The organism is Planctomonas psychrotolerans (assembly GCF_008642235.1).
Classification (GTDB): Bacteria; Actinomycetota; Actinomycetes; order Actinomycetales; family Microbacteriaceae; genus Planctomonas; species Planctomonas psychrotolerans.
This window is the reverse complement of the sequence record NZ_SJEV01000001.1, coordinates 1,080,308-1,105,691: the sequence shown is the minus strand read 5'-3', so window position 1 is coordinate 1,105,691 and position 25,384 is coordinate 1,080,308. Positions and strand designations below refer to the sequence as shown.

The 25,384-nt window shown below is 68.9% G+C and carries 21 protein-coding genes; 9 read left to right on the top strand and 12 right to left on the bottom strand.

The annotated features are described in order from the left end of the window. Positions 1-151: 151 nt before the first annotated feature. The 4 genes from EY822_RS04915 to EY822_RS04900 are packed head-to-tail and all read left to right on the top strand — an operon-like array spanning position 152 to position 4,057. Positions 152-1,471 carry an ABC transporter substrate-binding protein gene (locus tag EY822_RS04915; RefSeq protein WP_150307251.1) on the top strand — a complete coding sequence of 440 codons (1,320 nt, stop codon included), beginning with the start codon at positions 152-154 and terminating at the stop codon, positions 1,469-1,471. A 28-nt stretch (positions 1,472-1,499) separates the two neighbouring features. Continuing rightward, entirely contained in the window at positions 1,500-2,495 is a 996-nt protein-coding gene (locus EY822_RS04910) for a carbohydrate ABC transporter permease (RefSeq protein WP_150307250.1), read from the top strand. Then, a complete protein-coding gene (locus tag EY822_RS04905) occupies positions 2,492-3,397 on the top strand; it encodes a carbohydrate ABC transporter permease (RefSeq protein WP_150307249.1) in 906 nt (301 codons plus the stop codon). The genes EY822_RS04910 and EY822_RS04905 overlap by 4 nt, the downstream gene beginning before the upstream one ends. Positions 3,398-3,400: 3 nt before the next feature. Continuing rightward, positions 3,401-4,057: a hypothetical protein gene (locus tag EY822_RS04900; RefSeq protein WP_150307248.1), complete on the top strand. Its 657-nt coding sequence runs from the start codon at positions 3,401-3,403 to the stop codon at positions 4,055-4,057. Positions 4,058-4,096: 39 nt separating this feature from the next. On the opposite strand, the gene EY822_RS04895 is transcribed toward EY822_RS04900, so the two are convergent. The 5 genes from EY822_RS04895 to EY822_RS04875 all read right to left on the bottom strand — a co-directional run bounded on the left by EY822_RS04895 (position 4,097) and on the right by EY822_RS04875 (position 11,915). Further along, positions 4,097-4,957: a metallophosphoesterase gene (locus tag EY822_RS04895; protein ID WP_319803494.1), complete on the bottom strand. Its 861-nt coding sequence runs from the start codon at positions 4,955-4,957 to the stop codon at positions 4,097-4,099. Between the two features lie 104 nt (positions 4,958-5,061). Next, positions 5,062-6,939, bottom strand: a complete 1,878-nt coding sequence (locus EY822_RS04890; protein WP_150307246.1) for an ABC transporter permease — start codon at positions 6,937-6,939, stop codon at positions 5,062-5,064. Between the two features lie 11 nt (positions 6,940-6,950). Further along, positions 6,951-7,964 (bottom strand): ABC transporter ATP-binding protein, encoded by a 1,014-nt coding sequence (locus tag EY822_RS04885; RefSeq protein WP_150307245.1) that lies wholly within the window; start codon positions 7,962-7,964, stop codon positions 6,951-6,953. A 166-nt stretch (positions 7,965-8,130) separates the two neighbouring features. Next, positions 8,131-9,207 (bottom strand): extracellular solute-binding protein, encoded by a 1,077-nt coding sequence (locus EY822_RS04880; protein WP_150307244.1) that lies wholly within the window; start codon positions 9,205-9,207, stop codon positions 8,131-8,133. Between the two features lie 248 nt (positions 9,208-9,455). Continuing rightward, positions 9,456-11,915: a glycoside hydrolase family 2 protein gene (locus EY822_RS04875; protein ID WP_150307243.1), complete on the bottom strand. Its 2,460-nt coding sequence runs from the start codon at positions 11,913-11,915 to the stop codon at positions 9,456-9,458. Between the two features lie 184 nt (positions 11,916-12,099). Here EY822_RS04875 and EY822_RS04870 point away from each other — a divergent pair, with 184 nt between their 5' ends. Next, positions 12,100-14,259 carry a glycoside hydrolase family 36 protein gene (locus tag EY822_RS04870; protein WP_150307242.1) on the top strand — a complete coding sequence of 720 codons (2,160 nt, stop codon included), beginning with the start codon at positions 12,100-12,102 and terminating at the stop codon, positions 14,257-14,259. A 37-nt stretch (positions 14,260-14,296) separates the two neighbouring features. Here EY822_RS04870 and EY822_RS04865 read toward each other — a convergent pair whose 3' ends face one another. From EY822_RS04865 to EY822_RS04855, 3 genes are all read right to left on the bottom strand, one after another. Next, positions 14,297-15,139, bottom strand: a complete 843-nt coding sequence (locus EY822_RS04865; RefSeq protein ID WP_150307241.1) for an alpha/beta fold hydrolase — start codon at positions 15,137-15,139, stop codon at positions 14,297-14,299. 109 nt (positions 15,140-15,248) lie between these two features. Beyond that, positions 15,249-15,473, bottom strand: a complete 225-nt coding sequence (locus tag EY822_RS04860; RefSeq protein ID WP_150307240.1) for a hypothetical protein — start codon at positions 15,471-15,473, stop codon at positions 15,249-15,251. 1 nt (position 15,474) lies between these two features. Next, positions 15,475-15,786 (bottom strand): DUF7882 family protein, encoded by a 312-nt coding sequence (locus tag EY822_RS04855; protein ID WP_150308762.1) that lies wholly within the window; start codon positions 15,784-15,786, stop codon positions 15,475-15,477. 169 nt (positions 15,787-15,955) lie between these two features. On the opposite strand from EY822_RS04855, the gene EY822_RS04850 reads away from it, so the two are divergent. Next, positions 15,956-16,303 carry a hypothetical protein gene (locus tag EY822_RS04850; protein ID WP_150307239.1) on the top strand — a complete coding sequence of 116 codons (348 nt, stop codon included), beginning with the start codon at positions 15,956-15,958 and terminating at the stop codon, positions 16,301-16,303. A gap of 44 nt (positions 16,304-16,347) precedes the next feature. On the opposite strand, the gene EY822_RS04845 is transcribed toward EY822_RS04850, so the two are convergent. Beyond that, the gene (locus EY822_RS04845; RefSeq protein ID WP_227497036.1) at positions 16,348-17,580 is read right to left on the bottom strand and encodes an ROK family transcriptional regulator; all 1,233 of its coding nucleotides are present in this window, start codon (positions 17,578-17,580) and stop codon (positions 16,348-16,350) included. Between the two features lie 19 nt (positions 17,581-17,599). Beyond that, positions 17,600-17,986 (bottom strand): hypothetical protein, encoded by a 387-nt coding sequence (locus EY822_RS04840; RefSeq protein ID WP_150307238.1) that lies wholly within the window; start codon positions 17,984-17,986, stop codon positions 17,600-17,602. Positions 17,987-18,102: 116 nt separating this feature from the next. Here EY822_RS04840 and EY822_RS04835 point away from each other — a divergent pair, with 116 nt between their 5' ends. Then, complete coding sequence (locus EY822_RS04835) at positions 18,103-18,966, top strand: LacI family DNA-binding transcriptional regulator (protein WP_150307237.1); 864 nt, start codon at positions 18,103-18,105, stop codon at positions 18,964-18,966. A gap of 52 nt (positions 18,967-19,018) precedes the next feature. Here the strand turns inward: EY822_RS04835 and EY822_RS04830 are convergent, their stop codons facing one another. Then, entirely contained in the window at positions 19,019-21,181 is a 2,163-nt protein-coding gene (locus EY822_RS04830) for an alpha-galactosidase (protein WP_150307236.1), read from the bottom strand. A 22-nt stretch (positions 21,182-21,203) separates the two neighbouring features. Then, positions 21,204-22,481, bottom strand: a complete 1,278-nt coding sequence (locus EY822_RS04825) for an ROK family transcriptional regulator (RefSeq protein ID WP_150307235.1) — start codon at positions 22,479-22,481, stop codon at positions 21,204-21,206. 152 nt (positions 22,482-22,633) lie between these two features. Here EY822_RS04825 and EY822_RS04820 point away from each other — a divergent pair, with 152 nt between their 5' ends. After that, positions 22,634-24,337, top strand: coding sequence for an ABC transporter substrate-binding protein (locus EY822_RS04820; protein WP_150307234.1), 1,704 nt, complete (start codon positions 22,634-22,636; stop codon positions 24,335-24,337). A 39-nt stretch (positions 24,338-24,376) separates the two neighbouring features. Beyond that, positions 24,377-25,366 (top strand): ABC transporter permease, encoded by a 990-nt coding sequence (locus tag EY822_RS04815; RefSeq protein WP_150307233.1) that lies wholly within the window; start codon positions 24,377-24,379, stop codon positions 25,364-25,366. Positions 25,367-25,384: the final 18 nt, after the last annotated feature.

Below are 25,384 nucleotides of genomic sequence, written 5' to 3'. Positions count from 1 at the left end.
CTTTACAACGTTATCGGAGCGAGACTTGACACGATTCAATGACGCGTCGCACAATGGCCCGGGCAGGAAAGCGATTTCCCGCAGCGTCCCGACCTCCACCGGGGAACCACCACACAGCACGTGACACAGACGTCAGATCGGAAGGACGAAGATGTTCTCAGCACGCAGGAACCGCGCCGCCGCAACATTCGCGGCCATGGCGCTCACCGGCGCCGTCGTATTGACCGGATGCTCCGGAAGCGGCGAGTCCGCATCGGGTGGCGGCGGGGAGGGCGGCGGAGAGCCGGTCTCCCTCAACTTCGCGTTCTGGGGCAACGACGTTCGCGCCGCGATGTACGACGAGGCGATCGCCGCGTTCAACGAGGAATACCCCGACATCGAGGTCAACGTGAGCTTCCTGGGCTTCCCCGAGTTCTGGGAGAAGCGGCAGATCGAGGCCACCAGCGGCGGGCTTCCCGACGTCATGCAGTTCGACTACTCGTACATGAGGCAGTACGCCGACAACGGGCTGCTGCTCGACCTCGAGCCGTACCTCGGTGAGCAGATCGACACCGACCCGCTGTCCGAGCAGATCCTCGGCATCGGCGTCGTCAACGACACCACCTACGGCATCGCCACCTCGACCAACGCCTGGACGATGTTCCAGAACCCCAAGCTGCTCGAAACCGTCGGCGCGGAGCCGTACGAGGGCGGGGGCACCTGGGAGGACTACACGGAGTACGTCGCGGGCGTGACCGAGACCGCGAAGGCCGCCGGCCAGGAGATCTACGGCGGCACCGACTACACCGGACGCATCCAGAACTTCGAGATCCAGCTGCGCGCCGAGGGCGACGCGCTGTTCACCGAGGACGGCGAGCCCGGCTTCGACCAGGAGCGCCTGCAGGAGTTCTGGGAGGAGGGTGAGGCCCTTCGCAACGGCGGAGCCCTGCCCGGCCAGCGCATCGAGGAGATCTACCCGCTCTCCGGCTTCGACTCCGCTCTCACGACGAGCGAGCTGACCTGGGACAACTTCGGTGCCGGCTACCTCGGCAACCTGGGCGAGGAGTACACCGAGCTCACCCTGACCGAGCCCCCGGTCACCGTCGAAGGCGCGAAGGACCTCTACGTGAAGCCGTCGATGCTGCACACGATCGCGGCGACGACCGAGCACCCGGAGGAGGCGGCAACGCTCCTCAACTTCCTGGTGAACAGCCCGGAGGTCGGTGCGGCGTTCGGTACGAACCGTGGTCTGCCTGCATCGGAGACGCAGCTCGAGGGCATCGAGCTCGACGGCCTCGACGCTCAGATCCGCGACTACGAGGAGTCCATCTCCGACCGCCTCGGCGACGCGCCGCCGGTGCCGATCGTCGGCTTCGGCAGCATCGAGGAGAAGTTCCGTCAGCTCGGTAGCGACCTGGGTCTCGGCGTCATCACGCCCGAGGCGGCGGCGGAGCAGTTCTTCCAGGAACTCGACGTCATCCTGGCCCAGTAAGCACTCCGACGCATCCGGAGGACGAGTCATGTCGACAGCATCCCGGGCCACCTCGCTCTCCACGCCGGATGCGGTGGCGGCGGCCCGCCGGGGAACACCCTCCCCGGCGGGCCCGCCGCCGAGCGCCCAGAAAAAGCGGCTCAATAGGCGGGAGAACCTCGCCGGGTACGGCTTCCTCGCCCCCTGGTTGATCGGGTTCTTCGCGCTCACCGTGGGGCCGATGGCGATCTCCCTGTACCTCGCCTTCACCCGCTACAACCTCTTCACCGACCCGGTCTGGGTGGGGCTCGACAACTTCGAGCGCCTGTTCGCCGACCCGAACTACATCCAGTCGGTCACCATCACGCTGGTGTACGTGCTCGTCGGCACACCGATCAAGCTCGCCGCGGCCCTCGCGATCGCGATGCTGCTCAACTATCGCGACCGCGGCGCGGCGTTCTTCCGCTCGGCGTTCTACGCGCCGTCGCTCATCGGGGCGAGCGTGAGCGTGGCGATCGTGTGGCGCGCGATGTTCTCCGCCGAGGGTCCGGTCGACAGCGGGCTCAGCCTGTTCGGCATCCGGCTGGGCAGCTGGGTCGGAAACGTCGACCTGGTGGTGCCCATGCTGATCATCCTCGCGGTGTGGCAGTTCGGCGCTCCGATGGTGATCTTCCTCGCCGGTCTCAAGCAGGTGCCGCACGAACTGTACGAGGCGGCCCAGATGGACGGCGCCGGCCCCATGCGCAAGTTCCTGAGCGTGACCCTGCCCATGCTGTCGCCGGTCATCTTCTTCAACCTGCTGCTGGAGACGATCAACGCCTTCCAGATCTTCGCGTCGGCGTTCATCATCTCGAACGGCAGCGGCGGGCCCGGCGGGCAGACCAACTACTACACGGTGTACCTCTACAAGCGCGCATTCGCGGACCTGCAGATGGGGTACGCGTCGGCCATGGCCTGGGTGCTGCTCGTCGTGGTCGCCATCATCGCCTTCGTCCTGTTCCGGACGAGCAAGTCCTGGGTGCACTACGGAGGGGATACCAAGTGACCACGTCCGGCGACATCACCGTGGCGGGGCCCGCGACGCCCGAGCGCGAGGGCCGCACCGGCAACCGACGCGGCCGGATCAACACGATCGTCTGGTTCGTGGTGCTCGGTGCGCTCACGCTGCTCGTGCTCTACCCGCTCATCTGGCTCATCTTCTCGACCTTCAAGCCGTCGAGCGAGTTCGGGTCGAACAGCGGCCTCCTGCCCGAGAGCCCCACGCTGCAGAACTACGTGAAGGTGGCCGAGGGGATCGGCGGAACACCGCTCTGGCGGTTCTTCGCCAACTCCCTGCTCATCGCCACCCTCGCCGTGGTCGGCACGCTGATCTCCTCGGCGATGGCCGCGTACGCGTTCGGGCGCATCCGGTTCCGCGGGGTGTCGCTGTACTTCGCGGCGATGATCGGCACGCTGCTGCTGCCCTTCCACGTGCTGATCATCCCGCAGTACATCCTGTTCCAGAAGCTCGACCTGGTTGACACCTACGTGCCGCTCGTGATCGGCAAGTTCCTCGCGATCGAGGCGTTCTTCGTCTTCCTCATGGTGCAGTTCATCCGCAACCTGCCCCGGGAGATGGACGAGGCCGCGCGCATCGACGGGGCGGGGCACATCCGCATCTTCGTGTCGATCATCCTGCCGCTCATCCGGCCGGCCCTCGTGACGTCCGCGATCTTCAGCTTCATCTGGACCTGGAACGACTTCCTCGGTCCGCTGCTCTACGTGACGTCGCCGGAGAAGTATCCGCTGCCCATCGCGCTGCGCCTGTACAACGATGCGACGAGCACATCCGACTACGGGGCCACGGTGGCGGTGTCGATGCTCGCCCTCGTGCCGATCCTGCTGTTCTTCATCGTCTTCCAGCGGTTCCTCGTGGCGGGCGTGGCGACGCAGGGGCTGAAGGGCTAGCCCGTGTCGACGCGCGCGGTGCGTTCGGCGCGGCGGATCGAGGCGTCCGGCGCGGGCCCGGCCCGCGCAGGTTACGCTCCGGGGCGCTGGCCCGAGGCCGGGGCGCGGTTCGCGCTCTTCGGTGAGGTGCTGCTCGTCGGCATCGCCGTATCGGTGCTCTCGGTGGGCGTGATCACGATTCCACTGGCCCTCGCGCTGGGTGTGCGCCACCTCCGCCGGCACCTGCGGAGCGAGTCCTCCACCCTCGGCGACGTGCTCGCGGACGCCCGCCGCGGGGCGGTGCCCTCCCTCGCGCTCGGCGTGCTCGTCGCGATCGCGGGGCTCGTGCTCGTCATCGATCTCGCGCTCGCCGCCGACCGGCTCCTGCCTTTCGCGGAGGTCGTCGGTGCCGCGGGGGCCGCGGCCGCCCTCGCCCTTATCGTCGTGCTGCTCACGGCCGCTCGGCTGTGGACGCCCGAGCAGGGGTGGATTGCGGCATTCCGCGGCTGCCCGGAGAACTGGCGCCGCGATCCCGCCGGAGTGCTCTATCTGCTGGCCGCCATCGGTCTCGTCGCCGTGCTGGCCTGGCAATTCGTGCCGCTCGTGCTCCCGGGCATCGGCTGTCTTCTGCTCGCCGTCGTGGCGATCCCGGAGCGCCTCGTCGACGGAGACGCCGACTAGCGCGCTGCGCGCGGTGCGCGCTGCGCGCGGTGCGCGCGCTCAGTCGCGGAGGATGCCCGCGGCCGCCAGTCGCTCGCGCGCCTTCTCCGGGCTGACGAACTCGCCGACCGTGGGGAAGTCGCCCGCGGGGACGACGGAGTGCAGCACGGTGTCGTCGTACACGTAGACGAGGGAGAAGCCGTGAGCGCCGTCCCGTCCCCGGGTCCCGCCGACCTCGACGCTCAGGTCCTGCGTGTACGCGGTCGATGTGGCGGTGGAGACGGGGATGCCGGCGAACGTGCCGCTCGACGAGTAGTGCACGTGACCGCCGAGGATGGAGCGCACATCCGATCCGCGCAGTACGTCGGCGAGGGCCTTCTGGTCGCGGAGCTCCACCGTGGCGGCGAGGTCGAGCACGGCCGGAAGCGGCGCATGGTGCATCACGATGATGCTGCCGTCCGGTGCGGGCGTGGCGAGCTCGTGCTCCAGCCAGGCCAGCTGGTCGACGTCGAGCTCACCGTGGTGGTGGGAGGGCACGCTGGTGTCGAGCACGATCACCCGCAGGTCCCCGAGCCGGATCGCCCCGTGAATCGGAGCGGCCGGCTCGACGTCGGTGACACCGGGGGTGCCGATGCCGCCACCGTCGAGCAGGAGGGAACGGAAGGTGGCCCGGTCGTCGTGGTTGCCCGCCGCCCAGACGATGCGGGCACCGAGGCGGTCGGCCGCGGGTTCCACGATCGAGCGGAGCCGTCGGTAGGCGCCCGCCTCGCCGCGATCGGCCAGGTCACCGCTCAGCACGATCGCATCGAGCACCGCGCCGGACGCCACGAGCTGATCGAGCACGCGGGTCAGGTTCGCCTCGGAGTCGGCGGCGCCGTAGAGCAGGCTCCCCGCGTCACCGGTGAAGTGGGTGTCGGTGATGTGGGCGAGGCGGTAGCGCGGGGAGGGGTGTTCGGAGGATCGGATGGGGTGCTCCCGGAGTGGGTGAATGGGCGGGCCGAGGACGCGGATCGGGCGGAGGCGGATCAGGCGGGGCGCGACCGGTCCGGATCCGCCGACGGGTCGTCGGTGCGCTCCGCACCCGGGGCGAGTACCGGGTCGGCGAGCGGCGAGGCCGCGGTGCCCGCCGCCGTGCCCCGGGCGGCGGCCATCCCGCCCGCTGTCGTGGCTCCGGCCACCGGGTGACGACGGCGGCGGCGCTTCGTCGGGCCGGCGTTGCGGCCGTAGACGAGGTACATCGTGAAGCCCATGATGATCATGAGGAGCACGGTGTAGACGAACGTGATCGACATCGAGTCGAGGTTGTTCTCGCCCTCCGTGCTCGCCTTGATCGCGATGCCGAGCGGCTGGTACAGCGGGTGGTAGAGGAACACCGCCGCGTCATAGTCGTCGAGCAGGCTGTTGAAGTTGAGCGCCGTGATGGCGGCCGCCGTGGGGATCACGAGCGGGAAGAGCACCTTGCGCAGGGTGAACAGCGACCGGGCGCCGAGGATGCGGGCGGCGTCTTCGAGCGACTCGGGCACCGACGCGAAGGCGGCCTTCAGCAGCCGGAGCGTGAACGGGATCTTCACCACGATGTACGCCACCAGCAGCAGCCAGGTGGTGCCGGTGAGCACCTGGCCGCCCACCAACGGCGTGGGGGTGTCGAAGGTCATCAGCAGGGCCAGCGCGATGAGGATGGTGGGCAGGATCCACGGGATGTGCAGCAGGTACTCGAGCAGCGAGGTGACCGGGTTGCGGTACTTCTGCAGCACCCGGGCGACGAAGAGCAGGCCGACCACGACGATGAGCGAGGCGAGGGCGCTGTAGACCACGCTCACCACGAACGGGCGCAGCACCGCGGGCGAGCTGAACACGGTGGCGTAGTTGCCGAGCGTGAACGCGTCCCAGGTGATGGTGCCGGTGAGGATGGCGCTGGAGTCGAGGAACGAGAACAGCACGATCAGCAGCACCGGGGCGGCGTAGATCACGAAGAGGATGTACGCGGCCACGTGCACGAGCGCGTTCCCCACCGGGTGAGGGATCGGCTGCTTCTGCAGGGGTGTGGCCACCTTCGCCACCGAGAAGTACACGCCCGACTTCTCCACCCGGTTCATCACCGCGAGCAGCACGATGGTGGCGAGACCGAGGATGATCGCCAGCAGCGCCGCCAGGTCGCGCGAGCCGGTGCTTCTCGAGAACGTGAGGATCATCGGGGCGATGGTCTGGAAGTCGCTGCCGCCGAGCACGAGCGGTGCGGTCAGGGCACCGAGGCCGGTGAGGAAGGTGAGCACGGTGACCGCGAAGATCATCGGGCGGAGCGCGGGCAGCACGATCCGCCACAGGATGCGGAGCGTCGACGCGCCCATGTTCCGCGCGGCCTCGATGGTCTGGTAGTCGATCTTGGCGAGCGACGACCCGAGGAACAGCATGTGGTTGGTGGTGGTCGCGAACGTCATCACGATGACCACCGCGAAGTATCCCGAGAACCAGTTCGGGTCCACCTCGGGGAAGACGTTCCGCACGGCGTTGGTGATGAACCCGTACCGGCCGTAGATGAAGTTGTAGCCGGCGGCGAGCACGATGCCGCCGTAGATGAGCGTGGTGGCGTAACCGAGCCAGAGCAGGCGCGCGCCGCGGATCTTGAAGTAGTCCGTCACCAGCACGATGAAGATACCGACCACGTTGACGGTCACGGCCAGCGTGGCGGCGAGCAGGAAGCTGTGCCACAGGCTGTTCATCGCCCGTTCGGAGCTGACCAGCTTCTCGAGGGCCCGCGGGCTGAACGAGCCGTCGGGGAAGAAGGTGCTGATGAGGAGGTTCGCGTTCGGGAACACGAGGAAGCTGGCGATGAACCAGAGAAGGACGAGCATCACCACCACGACGAGGGGTGAGCGGAACATCGACCGCAGGGTGCCGCGCATGAGCCGGCGCCTCAGTACTGCAGCACGGAGGCTGGCTCGATGTACAGGTCCGCGCGGGATCCCTCGGCGAGCGGCTCGGCACCGCCCTCCGGCACCATGGCGCGGATCGTGCTGCCGTGGCTCTCGATCTCGTAGGTGCTGAACGCCCCGTGGTAGGAGCGCTGGGCGACGACGCCGTCGGTGCGCACCACCGCCGTCCCGGTGCGGGGCGGGTGGAGGGCCACCTTCTCGAGCCGCAGGTAGGAGCTCTTGCCGGCGTCGAGCCCGGTGGCTCCGCCCCGCTGCAGCTCGCGCACGAAGTCGCCGGTGAGCCGGTTCATCGCACCGATGAAGGTACAGACGAATTCGGTCTTGGACCGGTTGTAGATCTCCTCGGGGGTGCCCACCTGCTCCACCACGCCGTGATTGAACACGGCGATGCGGTCGCTCATGGTGAGCGCCTCCTCCTGGTCGTGGGTGACGTAGACGGTCGTGATCCCGAGCTCGCGCTGCAGGTTCTTCAACTGCTCGCGGAGCTGCACGCGCAGCTTCGCGTCGAGGTTGGAGAGCGGCTCGTCGAGCAGCAGGATGCGCGGCTTCAGCACCAGGGCGCGGGCGATCGCCACGCGCTGCTGCTGGCCACCGGACAGTTCGGACACGTTCTTCGCCAGTTGCGCGGGGGTGAGTTCGACCTGCGACGCAATCTCGGCGACGAGGGTGTCGATCTCGGACTTCTTCGTCTTGCGCACCCGGAGGCCGAACGCGATGTTCTCCTCCACGCTCATGCTGGGGAAGAGGGCGTAGTTCTGGAACACCATGCCGACGCGGCGCTTCTCGCTCGGCAGGCGCGTGGCGATTTCGCCGTCGATGGAGATGTCGCCGCGGGAGGGCTCGATGAATCCGGCGAGGGTGCGGAGGGCGGTGGTCTTGCCGCATCCGGACGGCCCGAGCAGGGTGAAGAACTCGCCCCTGCCGATCTCGAGGTTGAGGTCGGGGATGGCCACATGGTCCCCGAAGCGGACCTCGATGTTGTCGTACCGGATCATGATTCCTCCCCCCGTGCGGCGTGCGGCCGCAGCGGGGTCTGTGTCGAGCGGGCGGGAAGGCGGGTGGTGCAGAGGGCGAGCGATGCGCGCTGCGGTGCCCTACAGGTCCACGGCCGGCCGGCGCGAACGCCGACCGGCCGCGGACCGTGCGGGTCCGGGAGTGCTGTTACGGCAGGTACTCGAGCTCGGTCTTCTCGACCCACTCGCCGATGCGCTCACGGGTAAGCGCGTAGTCGATGTCCTGCTTGGGCAGCGACTCGATGAGCTCGGTCACCTCGGGCAGCGCCTGCGCCTTGGCGCCCTCGTTCACCGGGTACGCGGCGAACTCCGCGGCGAACTCGCCCTGCACCTCGGCGCTGCCGAACCAGTCGATGAACGCCTCGGCCTGGTCCTGGTTATCGGTGCCGTTGATGATGGCGATCTGCTCCGTCACGTACGGCACGCCGTTCTCCGGGCTGATGACACCCGTCTCGGTGCCGTACTCGGCATCGCGGCTGGTGATGCCGCTCGAGGGGATCACGCCGTAGTCGACCTCGTCGCGCGTGATGCGGGCGTACAGGTCGGTGCCCTCCACCGCCGGGGACCCGTTGGCGAAGTAGGCCTCGACCTGCTCCCAGCCCTCGTCGGAGACGCCGAGGTCGCCGTCCTCGTCGATGTACGGGGCGAGGAGACCGGCGAGCACGAGTTGCGGCGTCGCCTGGCCGAGGCTGGTGTTGACCTCGTAGCGGCCCTGGTACTCGTCGTTCTCCCACAGCTCGCTCATCTCCTCGGGAGCGGCGGATGCGTCGATGCTGTTCGTGTCGTACACGGTCACGATGGCCTGCTCGACGAGCGGCCAGAAGGCGCCGTCCTCGGCGTCGCCGGACGCGGCGTCCACCTCGCCCGACCAGGCGGGGGTGTAGGCCGTGATGGCGTCCTCGGACTTGAGCGTCTCGAAGTACATGTTGTTGAGGCCGAAGACCACGTCGCCGACGGGGTTGTTCTTCTCGGCCACGATGCGGTTGGCCAGGTCGGCGCCGCCGAGGCCCACGATCTCGATGTCGATGCCCTCTTCGGCGGCCTGCTCGGTGACCCACTCGCCACGGCCGTCACCGTTGGAGTTGGTGTAGACGATGAGCGTTCCCGAGGAACCCTCACCTCCGGATGCCGTGGTGCCCTCCTCCGCACTGCTGCAGGCGGTGAGTGCCACCGAGCCCAGAACGAGAGCGGTGACGAAGGCGGGGCGGGAGTAGTGCTTCTTCATGTCAGTCCTTACTGCGCATCAAAACGGGATCGGACTGTGTCCCCCGTCGAGCATGCAAATCGGCAATGTGCTCACCAACGTACGCGCATGCGGTCCGCTATTTCGTCGGCTTCGGAGATTGTTCGCCCAATGTTCCCTCGACCGAGGTGCTTTCCCTCCCGGGTACCCGCGGAGTGCCCGGAGCGGTCCCTCCTCCGGTGGATTCGGGACGCATCCGGGCACCTCGCGGTGCGCGGTGCGGGGCGGGATCAGCCGCGCGCGGAGAGCAGAGCGTTCACCGACTGCAGCACCGGAGCCTGAACCATCGCATCGACGTCGAGGTCGCTCCCGGTCACGGTGAAGCGGTGGCTCTCCCCGGGCAGCAGGGTCACGAGCATCTCGTCGACGGTCGCCTCGGGGGAGAGACGGTCGGCGTTCAGCACGATGTCCTTGGTGAAGGTGTTCGCCGTCACGGTGACCGCGTACCCGCCGTCGACGGCCTCGACCGACGTGTCGATGTCGAGCGCCGGAACCGCCAACTCGAGGTCCTCCACGAAGTACCAGCGGGCGGGGCGCGCCGTGCCGGACGCGGCGACGATCAGCTCGGCCGTCGGCGTCGACGCGGAGGTGACGGATGCGCCGAGCGGCACGGTCGCGTTCGTGCGCGACGGGACGTCGAGCTGCACCGTCTGGCTGTCGAGCACCGTGCCGTCGAGGGCGACGCGACGCACCTCCACCGACTCGACCCATGCCTCCGGGCTGTCGTTGCTCGCCACCAGTGCGAGAGAACCTCCGCGCGGCTGGATGGTGAGGAGGCGCGGGGCATTCACCGAGCGCAGCGCGTACCACAGCGGCTTCCGGCGCTTGTCGCCGTCCACGGCTGCCCAGCTGGTGACCGGCCAACAGTCGTTCAACTGCCAGATGATCGATCCCGCCGTGCGTGGCGAGTACGAGCGGAAGTGCTCGACGCCGTACGCGATAGCCCGAGCCTGATTTAGCTGCGTGGTGAAGTGCCAGTCGTCGAAGTTCGTCGGCTCCGGCAGGTGCGGCGCGTAACCGCGGGCGAGCTTGCCGTTGCCGTCCTCCGCCTTCTGGTGCGAGAGCACGCCGGGGGAGTCGGCGGCCATGGGCGAGTCGTGCACGGACCGGGTGAGGGTGGAGAAGTTGGGCGGGCCCTGGTATCCGAACTCCGACACGAACCGGGGGATGTCGTCGCGGTAGGTCGTGTAGTCCTGGCGGTTCCAGACCTCCCAGCTGTGCACCGGACCGTGCTCGGGGTCGCGCGGTGTGGCGTAGTTCTCCGGGGAGAACGGGCTCGACGGCAGGTACCCGCGGGTGGGGTCGACCTCGGCCAGGATCGCGGGGAGCAGGTTGTCGTAGTAGTCGCGACCCCAGTCCTCGCCCTCGGCCAGCTTCTCCTTCCACCCCCAGTGGTAGAAGCCCTCGACGTTCTCGTTGCTGCCGTTCCAGAAGACGAGCGACGGGTTGGGCGCGAGGCGGGCGACGTTCTCCCTGGCTTCGGCGGCGACCTCGTCGCGCAGTTCGTCGGCCTCGGAGTAGGCCGCGCAGGCGAACAGGAAGTCCTGCCAGACCAGCAGGCCCTCCCGGTTGCAGATGTCGTACAGGTCGTCGCTCTCGTAAATGCCGCCGCCCCAGATGCGGAGCATGTTCATGTCGGCGTCGACGGCGTCGCGGATGCTCTTCTCGTAGCTCTCGCGCGTGATGCGGGGGAGGAAGCAGTCGTCGGGGATCCAGTTCGCGCCCTTGATGAACACGTACTGGCCGTTGACCGAGAACTCGAAGCTCGTGCCGAACTCGTCGGGTGCGACCCGCACCTCGACCGTGCGGAAGCCGATGTCGTGGGTCCAGGAGTCGAGCTCGGTGTCGGCCGACGAGACCACGACCCGTGCCTCGTAGAGCGGCTGGTCGCCGTAGCCGCGGGGCCACCAGAGCTCCGGGTCCTCGACCTCGAGGGTGATCACGGCGGTCGACCCGGTGGTCACGGTGCTCGCGCGCACGTCCGTTCCGCTTGGGCCGGTGACCGAGGCGTCGAGGGTGAGGTCCGTCTCCCCGGTGCACTCGAGCTCGATCCGCAGCTCGACCGTGCCGGATCCCGAGGACGACACGGTCACGAGCGGCACCACCTGCACGATGCGGGCGGTCGACCAGGCGTGCAGGTACATCGGCTTCCAGATGCCGGCGGTGGTGAGCACCGGTCCCCAGTCCCAGCCGAAGTTGCAGGCCATCTTGCGGAGTGCGTTGTAAGGCAGGGCGTTGCCCACGAACGGCTTGGCGCCCATACGCGCCTCGGCCTCGCGTGCGGACCGCACCGGCGAGGCGAACTCCACGGCGAGCTCGTTCTCGCCCTCCTCGAGCAGCGCACGCACGTCGAAGCGGTACGAGCGGTGCTGATTGCGGGTGCGCCCGAGGAGGGTGCCGTTGAGGGTCACCGCGGCCACGGTGTCGAGCCCCTCCGCCACGAGGTCGACCCGTTCGTGGCCGTCGGCGGCATAGGCGAACGAGGTCGCATAGGTGAAGTCGGAGTCGCCGATCCACTGCAGCTCGTGCTCGTTGAGGTCGAGGTAGGGGTCGGGGATGAGGCCGGCGGCGAGCAGGTCGGTGTGCACCGTGCCCGGCACGGTTGCCGGGACCTCGGCGGGAATGCCGTCGGGGATCGGCCCGCCCGTGGGGCGGAGGGTCCAGCCGGAGTTCAGCGGCGTGCGGCTCATGAATGTCGTCCCTTGACTGGAGGAGGTGGGTGGCGAGCCCAGAATAACGGGGGATCGACGTCGACACACAACTTTCTATATCTGATTGACTAACTGCATCCGCAATGGTGCACCGAGGGGAAGACATGCAACCGCAACCGCAACCGCAACCGCAACCGCAACCGCACACCGAGGCGGGCACCCGATGACCGCCCCTGACGTTCTCGCCCCTGCCCCTGTCGTCTGGGGGAACGCCGGCGTCACGCTCGAATTCGACGTGAGCGGCGACGCCCCCGTCCGCCTGCGGTCATTTCGCCCGGCCGACGCGCCCGCCGCCGATCCGGCGGGCCCGGGCGCGCGACCGACGGTGACCACCGACCAGCCCCTCGTCGAGGTCTCGGCCATCGGGCACGGACGCTTCCCGGGCGGGTTCCGCCATGTGGACACGGTGATCGGCAAGCGGCTGCGCTACGCGTCGCACTCCGACAGCGTGGAGGGCACGACCCGCCGCCTCGAGATCGTGCAGGCCGACCCGGAGACCGGACTCGAGATCACGAGCGTCTTCGTCACCCGCGGCGACGTCGCGGCCGTGCAGGCGTGGTCGGAGGCCGTGGTGCGGGGCGACGGCGAGCTCATGCTCGACTTCCTCTCCTCGTTCGCCACCGGCTCGTACCTCGGCGACTCCGGCAGCGACGTCGATGACCTCGACCTCGTGCACGGGGACAACGACTGGGTGGTCGAGAGCCGCTGGCGGCGCGAACCGCTGCGCACGCTCGGCCTCGCGCGCATCGATCGTGAACTGCAGCACCACTCGCCGCGGAGCCGCTGCGCCGTCACCAACCGCGGCTCGTGGTCCACCGGTGAGAAGCTGCCGACCGGCGTGCTCGTCTCGAACGCTGCGCCCTTCGCCCTGTGCTGGCAGATCGAGCACAACGGTCCGTGGGGCTACGAGCTCGGGGAGACCCGGGCGAGCGCGTACCTGCTGCTGCACGGCCCGACCGACGCGGAGCACTCCTGGTCGCGTCGAGTCTCGGCGTCGCGACCGTTCGTCTCGGTGCCCGTGTCGGTCGGCGTCGTGGAAGGCGGCATCGACGAGGCGTTCGCGGTGCTCACCGCCCAGCGACGCGCGCTCCGCACCGTGCGCGACATCGACCGCACCCTGCCGGTGGTGTTCAACGACTACATGAACACCCTCATGGGCGACCCCACCACCGAAAAGCTTCTGCCCCTCATCGACGCGGCAGCGGAGACCGGCGCGGACTACTTCTGCATCGACGCCGGCTGGTACGCCGAGGGCCACTGGTGGGACACCGTCGGAGCGTGGGAGCCCGCCGCGAGCCGCTTCCCCGCGGGCATCACCGAGGTGATCGACCACATCCGGGCACGCGGCATGGTGGCCGGGCTCTGGCTCGAACCCGAGGTCATCGGCATCCACTCGCCGCTCGCGCAGACGTTGCCCGACGAAGCCTTCTTCTCCCGCGGCGGGGTGCGCGTCGCCGAGCACGGCCGTCACCTGCTCGACCTCCGTTCGCCCGCCGCCGTGCGACACCTCGACGAGGTGGTCGACCGCCTCGTGTCCGACTACGGCGTCGGCTTCTTCAAGATGGACTACAACACGATGACCGGGCCGGGAACGGACTCGACCGGCACCGCGCCGGGCGACGGTCTGCTCGACCACAACCGGGCGCTCCTCGACTGGCTGGACCGCATCCAGGCGCGGCACCCGCACCTGCTCATCGAGAATTGCGCGTCGGGCGCCATGCGGATGGACTACGCGATGATGTCGCGGCTGCACCTGCAGTCAACCTCCGACCAGCAGGACCCGGTGATGTACGCCCCGATCGCGGCCGCGGCACCCGCGTCGCTCCTGCCGGAGCAGGCGGGGAACTGGGCGTACCCGCAGGCGGGCATGAGCGACGAGCTGCTGACCTTCAGCCTCGTCAACGCCATCGCCGGCCGGATGTACCTCTCGGGCTACCTCAACCGGATGAGCGCCGACGAGCGTCGTCGGGTGAGTGACGCCGTAGCCGCCCAGAAGGTGGTGCTCGCCGACATCGAGCGGAGCACCGCGGTCTGGCCGCTCGGCCTGCCGGGCTGGGAGGACCCCTGGGTGGCCATGGGCCTGGCGATTCCCGACGGGCCGGTCTACCTCACGGTGTGGCGGCGGCCCGACGCGGACGGCGGCAGCCACACGCTCGTGCTGCCCTTCCCGGCGCTGCGCGGTGCCGACGTGACCGTCGACCCGTTCTTCCCGGCAGACCAGACCGGGTGGGACTGGGCGTGGGATGCGGCCGAGGGACGGCTGATGGTGACCGTGGCGGCTGCCGCGCCGACCGCTCGGGTGCTCACGCTGCGGAGGGCGTAGGCCGGAGCGGCATCCCGCAGGAGTCAGCGCACGAGGGTCAGTGCGCGATGTGCGCGTTGAGCCAGGCGAGGAGGTCGCCGATGACCTCGTCGCGGTTGAGCTCGTTGAACACCTCGTGCCGGGCCTCCGGGTACACCTGCACCTGCACGTCCGTGAGTCCGGAGCGCCTGCGATAGAGGTCGGCGAGTCGTCGCACGCTGCGCTCGCCGCCGAGCGAGTCCTCGCTGCCGATCTGGATGAGCAGGGGCAGTCGGGAGGGCAGATTTCGCGCGGGCACCCCGAAGAGGCGCCGCCCGTCGACGAGTCCGAACAGCTTCCGGGCATCGGCCGGGAACGTCAGCGGGTCGTCATCGAACGCGCGCTGAACGTCGAGGTCGCGGGTCAGCCACTCCCGGCCCGTCGTGCCGAGGTGCTTGTGCAAGCGGTTCAGATCGCCGCCGTTCATCAGGCCGGGCAGCCGCGCGGCCGTGCCGGTGAGCACCACGGCCGCGTAGTCCGCCGAGTGGGTGTTCAGCAGCACCTGGGCGATGATGGATCCGAAGCTGTGACCGAGGAGCACGATCGGCACGCCGGGGTTGGCGTCGCGGACCAGCGCGGTGAACTGGTGCACGGCCGCGAACGTGGCCCGCAGTCCGCCCGGGCCGAGCCTGCCGAGTCGCGACAGATCGCCGCCGTGCTGGGCGAGCCCGGTCTGACCGTGCCCGCGGTGGTCCTCCGCGTACACCGAGTACCCGGCGCGGGAGAGCGCCTCGGCGAGCGCGCCGTACCGCTGCGCGTGCTCCCCGAGGCCATGCACGAGCTGCACGACGGCTCGAGGCTCCGACACGGTCCACTCGTAGTAGGTGATGTCGACGCCGTAGGAGTCCGTGTAGGTGGGCATGGCCCGATTGTGGCACGCGACCGCGGTCTCCGGACCACGCGATCTCGCCGGCAGGCGGTTCTCGTGGCACCGTGCGATTCGGCGCGGGTGCCGCCGCCGAATGCCGCCGCTACTCGGCGGACGCCGGGTCGATGGCCGAGAGCGAGATGCTCGTGCTCGGAGTGATGAGCAGGTCGACCTCGCGGAAGGATCCCTCACCGTGGTTGACGCGCAACCAGTGCGGACGACCGGACTCCACGAAGGACTCGATCTCCGCCTTCACCTCGTCGTACTCGCGGTTCCCGATGCTGTAGGACGCCCCGTCGTACGCGATGTTGATGCGCTTGATGGGCACGTCAGCCCTCCTCGGGCGCGTTCGGCTCGGGAACGAGGAGCAGGCCTCCCGGCGAGATGGCGGACACCATCAGCGCGTCGACCCACTGGCGGTTCAGCGTGGGCATCCTGCTGCCGAAGTACTTGTAGACCAGCGGCACGGCGGGGTGCAGCCAGATCGTGGTCCGTCCGTTACCCACGCGGGCGTCGTCTTTCCAGGAGAAGTGAAAGGACTCGCCGTGCCGGAGCTTTGCGCCGATCACCACCTGCAGATGCGCGAGGACTCGGTCGTCGAAGTCGACCGTGAAGGTCCCGTTGTAGGTCAGCGTGCCCATTGTGTGTCCCATCGTTATCACGTCGCCCGGAGCAGTGTTGCCGCGTAGAGGCAAAGCGAGGCCTTGGAAAGAATACTCTGGCAGAAAAGCGGTGCTGAACGGGCGCGCGCAGCGGTTCCGGCGCATTCCGCCCCACCGCATCGAAGGGAGAAGTCCGTAGAGTGGCAGCGTGAAGTCCATCCACTACGCTGGCGACATCCTGCTCACGGGCGATGCGATCGCGGATGCCGTGGTGCAGTACGCCTCGGCACTCGCTCTCAACAAGATGTCGGACACCATCGACGTTCCCGTTCGTTTCCCCGATGGCACCATCGAGAAGGCGACCTTCCTGCTCGGGCCGGCCAGTCAACTGGTCGGCGTGCCCACCGACAGCAGCTTCGACGAGGTCGTCGAAGAGGCCCTCGTGGCCGACCTGGTGCGGAAGACGCAGCAACTGCAGATCCCGCATCCGCGTACGGGCGACACCGATACGCCGAACGCCGAGCTGCTCGACGACCTCGAATACCCCACGGAGTGACTCCGGTCGCCCGCGGGTGACTCCCGGGCCGACGAAAACCTCGATCAGCCGCTGAACGATCGCGGTGCGAGGTGCTGCTGCAGCACCAGTGCCGCCCCGCCCACGGCGGCCGCCTCGGCCACCTGGCTCGAGATGCGCACCCGCACCTCGTGCGCACGGCCCGCGAAGAACTGCGTATCGAGCCGGCGTTTCACCAGTTCGACGTAGACGGAGCCGGCGGTGGCGAACGAGGGACCCGCCAGCACCACCGAGTCGAGGTCGAGCAGGTTCGCGGCGGATGCCACCGCGGACGCGAGCACCTCGGCCGATGCGGTGATGAGCCGTAAGGCGTCGTCGTGGCCGCGGACGGCGGCGCTCGCCACCGCGGCGAAGTCGTCGTGCGCATTGCCATCGGCCGAGAGACGCACCCCGGGAAGCGTCCCGCGCTCCGCGGCGGCGCGCGCGGCCGCGGCGACGGCCCGGGGCGCGGCCAGGTCTTCGATGGTTCTCCACTGCCCGTCCGGCGATGACTGCACGAGAGTCTGGCCGAGCTCGCCGGTGTTGGAGCTGGCACCGCGGTAGACGGTTCCGCCGAGCACGATGCCGGCACCGATCCCGGCGCCCATGTAGACGGTGAGGTGCGCCTTCGATCCGGTGAGTGCACCGCCCCAGAACTCGCCCACGGCCGCCGCGGTTGCATCGTTGTCCATGAGCACCGCCAGGCCGGTCGCCTCCCACAGGCGATCCCGCAACGGGAAGCCGTGCCAGGCGGTCATCGACGACGGTGCGAGGATCATGCCCGCATCGAGGTCGAGGGGCCCCGGCGCCACCACGCCGAGACCGACGATGCGGTCGGGGCTCACGCCGAGATTGCGGATCAGGGTCGCGAGATCGTCGGCGATGTCGGCCACCACCCGGCCCGGGTCGTCCACCGGTCCCTGCGTGCGGGTGCGACCGATGATGGCCCCGCCGAGGTTCGTCACCACGTAGGTGATCTCGTCGGCGCCGAGCTGCACGCCGACCGCGAACCGCGACACCGGATCGATGTCAAGCAGGGTCGGGCGCTTGCCGCCCGTCGATTCACCGCGACCGATCTCCTGTACCAGCCCGTCCTCGAGCAGGTCCCGCACCACGTAGGACATCGTCGCCTGGGTGAGACCGGTCGACGCGGCCAGCGCCACCCGGCTGATCGGTCCCCGGGAACGGATGAGGTCGAGGACGAGCCCGCGGCTGGTCGCGACCGCCATCGACGCCCGCGCTCGCACCGGCGCCGCCTCTGTCGTCCATGTGCTGGTCATGTCCTCGGTCCGGGGGAACTCAGTGCGTGCTGCCGGAGCGGAAGTAGTCGTCGTCGGGGTAGGCGTCGCGGAACCGATCGAGGTCGGTGATGCACCACAGCTCCGCACGCCACTTCCCGACCGAACCCGACCACGTGGCGAGGCCGTCGTCGCCGATCATCGACGTGGTGTTCGCGAAGCCGAAGGCGAGCGCCCATCGCTCCACCGCCTCGAACGCCTCGGGGGTGGCCGCATCACCGGGGTAGCTGCCGGCCAGATCGACGTCGGTCATGACGCTGGTGTGCCAGGAGAGGGGGGCGAGACCATGGGAGGTTCCGAAGTCGTTGAGCACCGTGCTGAGCGACGTGCTGATCGCGGCGGAGAGGTGGCCGAGCGAGTCCGCGGGAAGTGGTGTCAGAAGGGGCATAGTGCCCATCATGGAGCAGACCCGGCGTCAGATCCGCGTTCGGGCGCAGATTTCGTCCTCGACCGTTCCCTACGGGGCGAAATCGTGCCCGCTCCGGCGTGCGGGATACTGCAGGCATGAATACTCCCCCGGTTCCGACGGGCGTGGCTCGGTCGGTCGGCATCGTGCTCCGTCGCGACCCCCGCACGCTCGGCATCGACCCGTTCTACGTCGAGATCATCGCGGGCATGGAGGATCTGCTCGGCGCATCGGGCTATTCGGTGCTGCTGCAGGTGGTACCCGATCGGGAGGCCGAACTCGAGGCCTACGAGCGGTGGGCGGCCACCGGCGGGGTGGCAGGGGTGCTGCTCGCCGACCTCGTGGAGAACGACGGTCGCGCCGAGCGCACGCACGCGCTCGGACTCGCCACCGTGGTGCTCGGTGAACCCGCGACCGAGGACATCACCGCGGTGCGGGTGGACAACTACGGCGCGATGACGGATGCGGTGGGGGCGCTGACGGCGCTCGGCCACACCCGGATCGCGCGGGTCTCCGGTCCCGTCGACCTCCGGCACTCTCAGGCGCGCGCGCTCGCGTTCGATGCCGCCATCGCCGCAGCGAACGTGGCCGGTGCCACGGTGGAGGGCGATTACACCGAGGCGAGCGGCGCGGTCGCCACCCGTTCCCTCATCGAGAGTTCGCCCGCGCCGACGGCGATCATCTACGACAACGATCGAATGGCGGTGGGCGGGCTCGATGTCGCGCACGAACTCGGCGTCGCCGTGCCGGAGCGACTGTCGCTCCTCGCCTGGGACGACTCGACAGCCTGCCGACTCGCGACACCGCCGCTCTCCGCGATGAGCCACGACGTGCACGCGCTCGGCGAGTCGGTGGCGGAGGCGCTCCTCGCGCTGATCGATGGCCGCACGGCGTCGAGCAGTCAGGCGCCGTCACCCACGTTCATCGGTCGCGGTACGACGGCGCCCTGCCCGACCGACTGACGTCGCCTCCCGCGGGCGGGCGGTCGGAGCGGTGCGGGCCGAGCGCTCGGGGTCAGATCGCCGTCGCGTGCAGCACCATTCCCTGCGCCGGCCACAGGGCGGGCAACTGCAGGCCGATCGTGCCGAGCACCGAACCGGGCAGCACGACTCCACCGCGCAGCACCCAACCGGGATGGTGCCAGCCGTACGCTGCCGACCCGATCTCGTCGCGCACCCGCACACGGTACGTGCGGTCGGGGTCGAGCCCGTGCAGGCGCGCACGCTCCGGCAGGGAGTCCTCCGGGGTCGCCACGCTCGCGATCAGGTACACGGCCTCGGTGCGATTCTGCGACACGAACCCGTTCAGCCGCAGGGCGGGGTCCCGCAGGTCGCCGTGCACGGCCGTACCGGTGTGGATGACCGACCGCAACTCCTTGTACAGCGCGGCGAACCTGGTGATGGCGTCGAGCTCGTCCTCGGTGCAGGCCGCGATGTTCCACTCGAATCCCGACGACCCCATGAGGCTCGTGACCATGCGATAGGAGAGGTCGGTGGCCCGACCGGAGCTGTGCGCCGGCGACGGACCGACGTGCGCCCCCACCAGTTCCGGCGGCAGCAGCAGTTCCGTCCAGCGCTGGATGTCCTGGCGTTCGATCGGGTCGTTCGAGTCGCTCGCCCACACCCGGTCGGTCACCTGAAGGATGCCGAGGTCGGTCCGAGCGCCACCGCTCGAGCACGACTCGATCTCGAGGCCCGGATGGGTCGCCTTCAGCTCGGCGATCAACCGGTAGGCGGCGAGGGTCTGCTCGTGAACGCCGTAGCGCCCGTCGTGAACGGCTTCGACCAGGTCCCGGTTGTGGTCCCACTTGATGAAGTCGATGCCGAGCTCCGACACGAGGGCGCTGATCTGGCCGAACACGTGGGCGTAGGCATCGGGGGAGGCGAGGTTCAGCACGAACTGGGTGCGCCACGACAGGCCGGCCGGGGTGTCGAGGTGCGCCGGGTTGTGCAACAGCCAGTCCGGGTGGGCCCGGGCGAGGTCCGAGTCGAGATTCACCATCTCGGGCTCGAACCAGAGACCGAACTCCATGCCGTGACCGTGCACCCGATCGGCGAGAGGCTTCAAGCCGTCCGGCCACACCGCGGGGTCCACGATCCAGTCGCCGAGACCGCGGGTGTCATCGCGTCGCGCCAGAAACCAGCCGTCGTCGAGCACGAAGCGCTCGATGCCCACGCGGGCCGCGGTGTCGGCGAGGGAGGCCAGGAAGTCGGGATCGTGGGTGAAGTAGACCGCTTCCCACGTGTTGAGCACCAGCGGTCGGGGACTGTGCGGGTGCGAGGGGCGGCTGCGCAGGTAGGTGTGGAAACGCGCGCTGAGGCCGTCGAGGCCGCGGTCCGACCAGGCGAAGTAGCACGCGGGGGTCTCGTAACGCTCCCCAGGGTGGAGCGTGATCTCACCGGGCCGCAGCATCTCACCCGCACCGAGCACGGTTCCGGAGTCGGGCATGCGGTCGGTGCGGTAGGTGACGTCGGCGCTCCAGCCGAGGTGCACCGCCCACAGCTCCCCCGAACGGTCGCGAGGGGTGTCGATGGACGCCATCATCACGTGCGGCGCATCGTGACCACTGCGGCCCCGGCGGGTCTGCCGAAGCCAGGCGCCGCGAGGGAACGGACCCGTGTGCGGGGACTTCTCCCGCGTCCAGCGGCCCGAGAACTCGGTGAGCGCATCCACCGCCTTCGGGGCAGGCAGGGTTACTTCGAGCCACTCCACGGTGAGACCGCCGTCCCCCGTGTTCTGCACCTCGTGCACCACCGTGACCACGCCGCCCTCGAGGATCGACAGGGTGGTCACGAGCCTCAGTCCCGCTTCGGCGTCCGTCGCAGTGGCCGTGAGGGACGCACCCGACACGTCGAATCCGTCGGTGGTCCATCGGGGGAAGACGGGGCGGTCGCTCCGTCGGAAGAGTGCCCCGGGTCGGCCCGCCCAGCCGTCGGCCTCCTGAGGCAGCACGGTCAACTGCCAGGCGGCATCCACCGTACCGGGAGGGCTCTGCCGACTGGTCGCGATGCCGAGCTCCCGGCACGAGTCGTCGTCGAGCGCACCCAGGTCGGCGCCCCAGTGCAGCACCTGCACGAGTCCGGCGGCGGGGCGTTCGACCACGAGGCTCGATCCGTCGCGGCGCAGCACCGCGAACGACGATGCACCGGCTTCCGTGGGGGTCTGGTCAGGTGTCATGGCTTCCACTTCCTCGGGTGTGTCAGGACGGTGCGGTCAGAGGCAGGGCGGTCGCCCGCGAACTGCCGTACCGCAGCGACCGGCCATCCGGCCGCCGCAGGTCGCGCGGCGTGTACTCGCTGCGGAGCACCAGCACGGCGCCGCCGATCGCCGCGGCATCGGCGCCGCTTTTCGAGAGTGTCACACGCACCGGATGCACGTCGCGAGCGAATCCGGCGCGGTCGAGTTCCGCCTGCATCGCCTCCACGTAGATAGACCCGGCCGTGGCGAAGCTCTGGCCCGCGAGCACCACCGCATCGAGGTCGAAGAGGCTGGTCAGACTGATGGCGGAGTGCGCCATGTACCGGGCGGAGTCGCGGATGAGCGTGAGCGCGTCGGCGTCCCCGGCCACGGCGGCCCGCGCGATGCGGGCGAAGTTGGTGAGCGTCTCCGTCTCGCCCGCGGTGAACCGCAGCCGTTCGGCGAGGCCGGGAACGGTGTGCGCCTTCGCGATGACGGCGGGCGGCCCGGCGTAGTCCTCGAGGCATCCGCGGTTGCCGCAGCTGCACTCCGGGCCGTTGATGTCGAGCGACACGTGTCCGATCTCCACGCTGTTCGAGGTGCCGCCGCGGTACACGCCGCCGCCGCTCACCACGCCGCCACCGATGCCGCTCGCCATGTAGATGCACGCGTAGGTGCTCGCGGGGTCGACCCCGCCGATCCAGAACTCGCCGATCGCGGCAGCGGTCGCGTCGTTGTCGAGCAGCACCGGCAGTCCGGTGATCTGCTCCAGGTCGGCGACGATCGGGAAGCCGTGCCACTGAGGCATGGGGCTGAGGGACAGCAGTCGGCCGTCGTCGAGGTTCTGCGGGCCGTGGCTCACGAGCCCGATGCCGAGCACCCGGTGCCGGTCCACGCCCGCGCTGTCGAGGAGGGAGTCCACGTGGTCGGCCACCATGCAGAGCGTCTCGTGCGGCGACCGGTAACCGGCGCCGCCGATGGCCGTGCGCGCGACGAGCTGCCCGGCGAGGTCGATGATCACGATGGTGCAGCTGGAGCGGTCGAGTTGCACGCCGACGGTGAAGCGCGCCCGGGCGCGCAACCGCAGGAGCGTTCGCCGCTTGCCCCCGGTGGACTCGGCGTGGCCGGCTTCCTCGACGAGGCCCTCGTCGATCAGGTCGCGCACGACGTTCGTGATGGTGGCGCCGGTGAGACCGGATGCATCGACCAGTTCCACCCGGCTGATCCTCCGGGCGGCGCGGATGAGGTCCAGCACGACCCCGTGCGTGAGCGGGCGCTGTGGAGCGGCAGCGGTCGACATTCGCCACTCCTTCGTTTCGGCTGCAGAACGTCGGTTCCGCCTTAGTTGACTTACTTAATTTACTTCGATAAGAATGTAAAAAGCCAGCCGCACCGAGACTGGTCACCGAAGGCGCGCCCACGCAGCTGTGGCGTCGCAGGAAAGGATCAACGATGTTCCGCAACGTTCCCGCTCGCCGGAAGGGAGCAGCCCTCGCCGCATCAGCGGCCGTAGCAGCGCTCCTGCTCTCCGGATGCAGCGCGTCCGAGTCGGGTACGAGCAACGGCTCGTCCTCGGGTTCCGACGCCGACACCCTCATCGCCTACACGGGCCAGGCCGGCGACTACCAGATCAACTTCAACCCGTACTCGCCCTCCACCATCGGTGGTGTCGGCGAGATCTTCGAGCCGCTGTTCTACTACAACCAGCTGCAGCCGGGGGAGCCGAAGCCCATGCTCGGCACCGAGTTCTCCTGGAACGAAGACGGCACCGAACTCTCCATCACCACACGAGAGGGCGTCACCTTCACCGATGGCGAGCCCTTCACGGCCGAGGACGTGGCCTTCAACCTCAACCTGCTCAAGGAGAACCCGGCGATCAACGCCATCGGCTTCTCCGGCGAGGTCACCGTGGTCGACGACACGCACCTCACCATCGCGTTCTCCGAGCCGGCGTTCGTCGACGGCCCCAGCATCCTCGGCCGCACCTACATCGTGCCCGAGCACATCTGGTCGGACGTCGACCCCGCCACCGACGTGGTCGCCGAACCGGTGGGTACCGGTCCGTACATGCTGAGCGACTTCAAGGCTCAGGCATTCACCTACACCGCCAACCCCGACTACTGGGGCGGCGAGCCCGCGGTGAAGAACGTGCGCTACATCGCTCTCTCCGGCAACCAGGCCGGTGCGGACGCCCTCGCGGCCGGCACCATCGACTGGCAGACCGGCCCGGTGCCGGACATGGCCAACGTCGAGGAGAACTACCCCGGCTACAAGGCGATCACCGTGCACCTCAACCAGCCGGCGCTCTTCACCTGCTCCAACGCCGAGCTCGGCTGCGAGGGGCCGCAGACCGACCCCGCCGTGCGCCAGGCGCTCTACTACGCGATGGACCGCGAGCAGATCAACTCGCTCGCCTTCCAGAACACCGCGGCGGAGATCTCCCCCGGATTCGCCCTGCCCGAGCGTGACGCGGAGATCATCTCCGACTCGCTCGAGGAGCCCATCGCCCCGATGAGCCCCGACGCCGACCGCGCCTCCTCCATCCTCGAGGCCGCCGGCTACGCCAAGGGCTCCGACGGCATCTACGCGAAAGACGGCGAGCGCGTCGCCATGAGCGTGCGCGTGGTCACCGGCTGGACCGACTACATCACCGCGGTCGACCTCATCGCCCAGCAGGCCAAGGCCGCGGGCATCGAGATCACGGCGCAGCAGTCCTCGTGGAACGAGTGGACCGAGGTCCGCGGACTCGGCGAGTACCAGTTGCTCATCGACTCGCTCGGTCAGGGCCCGGCCGCCGACCCGTACTACATGTACAACGAGTTCTTCAGCACCGCGAACACCGCACCGGTGGGCACCAACGCCAACCCCGGCTTCGCCCGGTTCAGCGACCCCGAGGTCGACGCGGCGCTCGCCGCACTGAAGGCGTCGAACCCGACGGACACCGAAGCGCGCCAGCCGCACTACGACGTCATCCAGAACAAGATCGCGGAGAGCCTGCCCTACATTCCGATCCTCGTGGGGGGAACGACGAGCGAGTACAACGCGGCGAAGTTCGACGGGTGGCCGACGCAGGACGACCTGTACGCCTTCCCGGCGATCTGGGCGCGCCCGGACAGCTCGCAGATCTTCATGTCGCTCACCCCGACCGGCGAGTAGTTCGATCGCTCGGGAGGAGTTCGTAGGAATGGGTACGAAGTGAATTACTTTCTTCGCAAGGCCGGCTTCTACCTGGTCGCGCTGTGGGCAGCTCTGACGCTGAATTTCATGATTCCGCGTCTGATGCCCGGCAACCCGGTCGACGTGCTGCTGGCGAAACTCCAGCAGCGCGGCGGTCAGGTCGACGCGAACACGCGCCGATCCTACGAACTCCTCCTCGGCGGCGGCACGGATGACCCCATCCTGAGCCAGTACGCCAACTACCTCACCAACCTCGCCAAGGGCGACCTCGGCATCGCGGTGAGCGTCTTCCCCACGCCGGTGAGCGAGGTGATCGGCGGCGCGCTGCCGTGGACGATCATGCTCGTCGGCATCGCCACCCTGCTCTCCTTCATCCTCGGCGTCGGCCTCGGCGCCATCGTGGGCTGGAAGCCCGGCACCTGGCTCGACAGCCTGGTGCCGGCCACCACCCTTCTCGCCGCGGTGCCGTACTTCTGGCTCGCGCTGATCCTCGTCTTCATCATCTCGTCCACCCTGCAGCTGCTGCCGGCGATGGGCGGGTACGACGTGGTGCTGAACCCGGGCTGGAACGCCGACTTCATCCTGTCGGCCATCCGGTACGGCACCCTCCCGGCGCTGACGATCGTCATCTCGTCGATCGGCGGCTGGCTGCTCGGCATGCGCAACATGATGGTGTCGACCCTCTCGGAGGACTACATCCTCACCGCGCACGCCAAGGGACTGAAGAACTCGCGCATCCTCACCCGGTATGCCGCACGGAACGCCGGTCTGCCGTCGATCGCGGGCTTCGCGATCTCCCTCGGCTTCGTGGTCTCCGGCTCCATCATCACCGAGCAGGTCTTCTCCTACCCCGGCATCGGGTCGAAGCTACTGCAGGCCGTGCAGAACAGCGACTACGCGCTGATGCAGGGCATCTTCCTCGTGATCACGCTCGCCGTGCTCGGGGCCAACTTCCTCGTCGACATGCTGTACGGCATCATCGACCCGCGCACCAGGGCCAGGAGCTGACGGCCGAGGAGGCCAGGG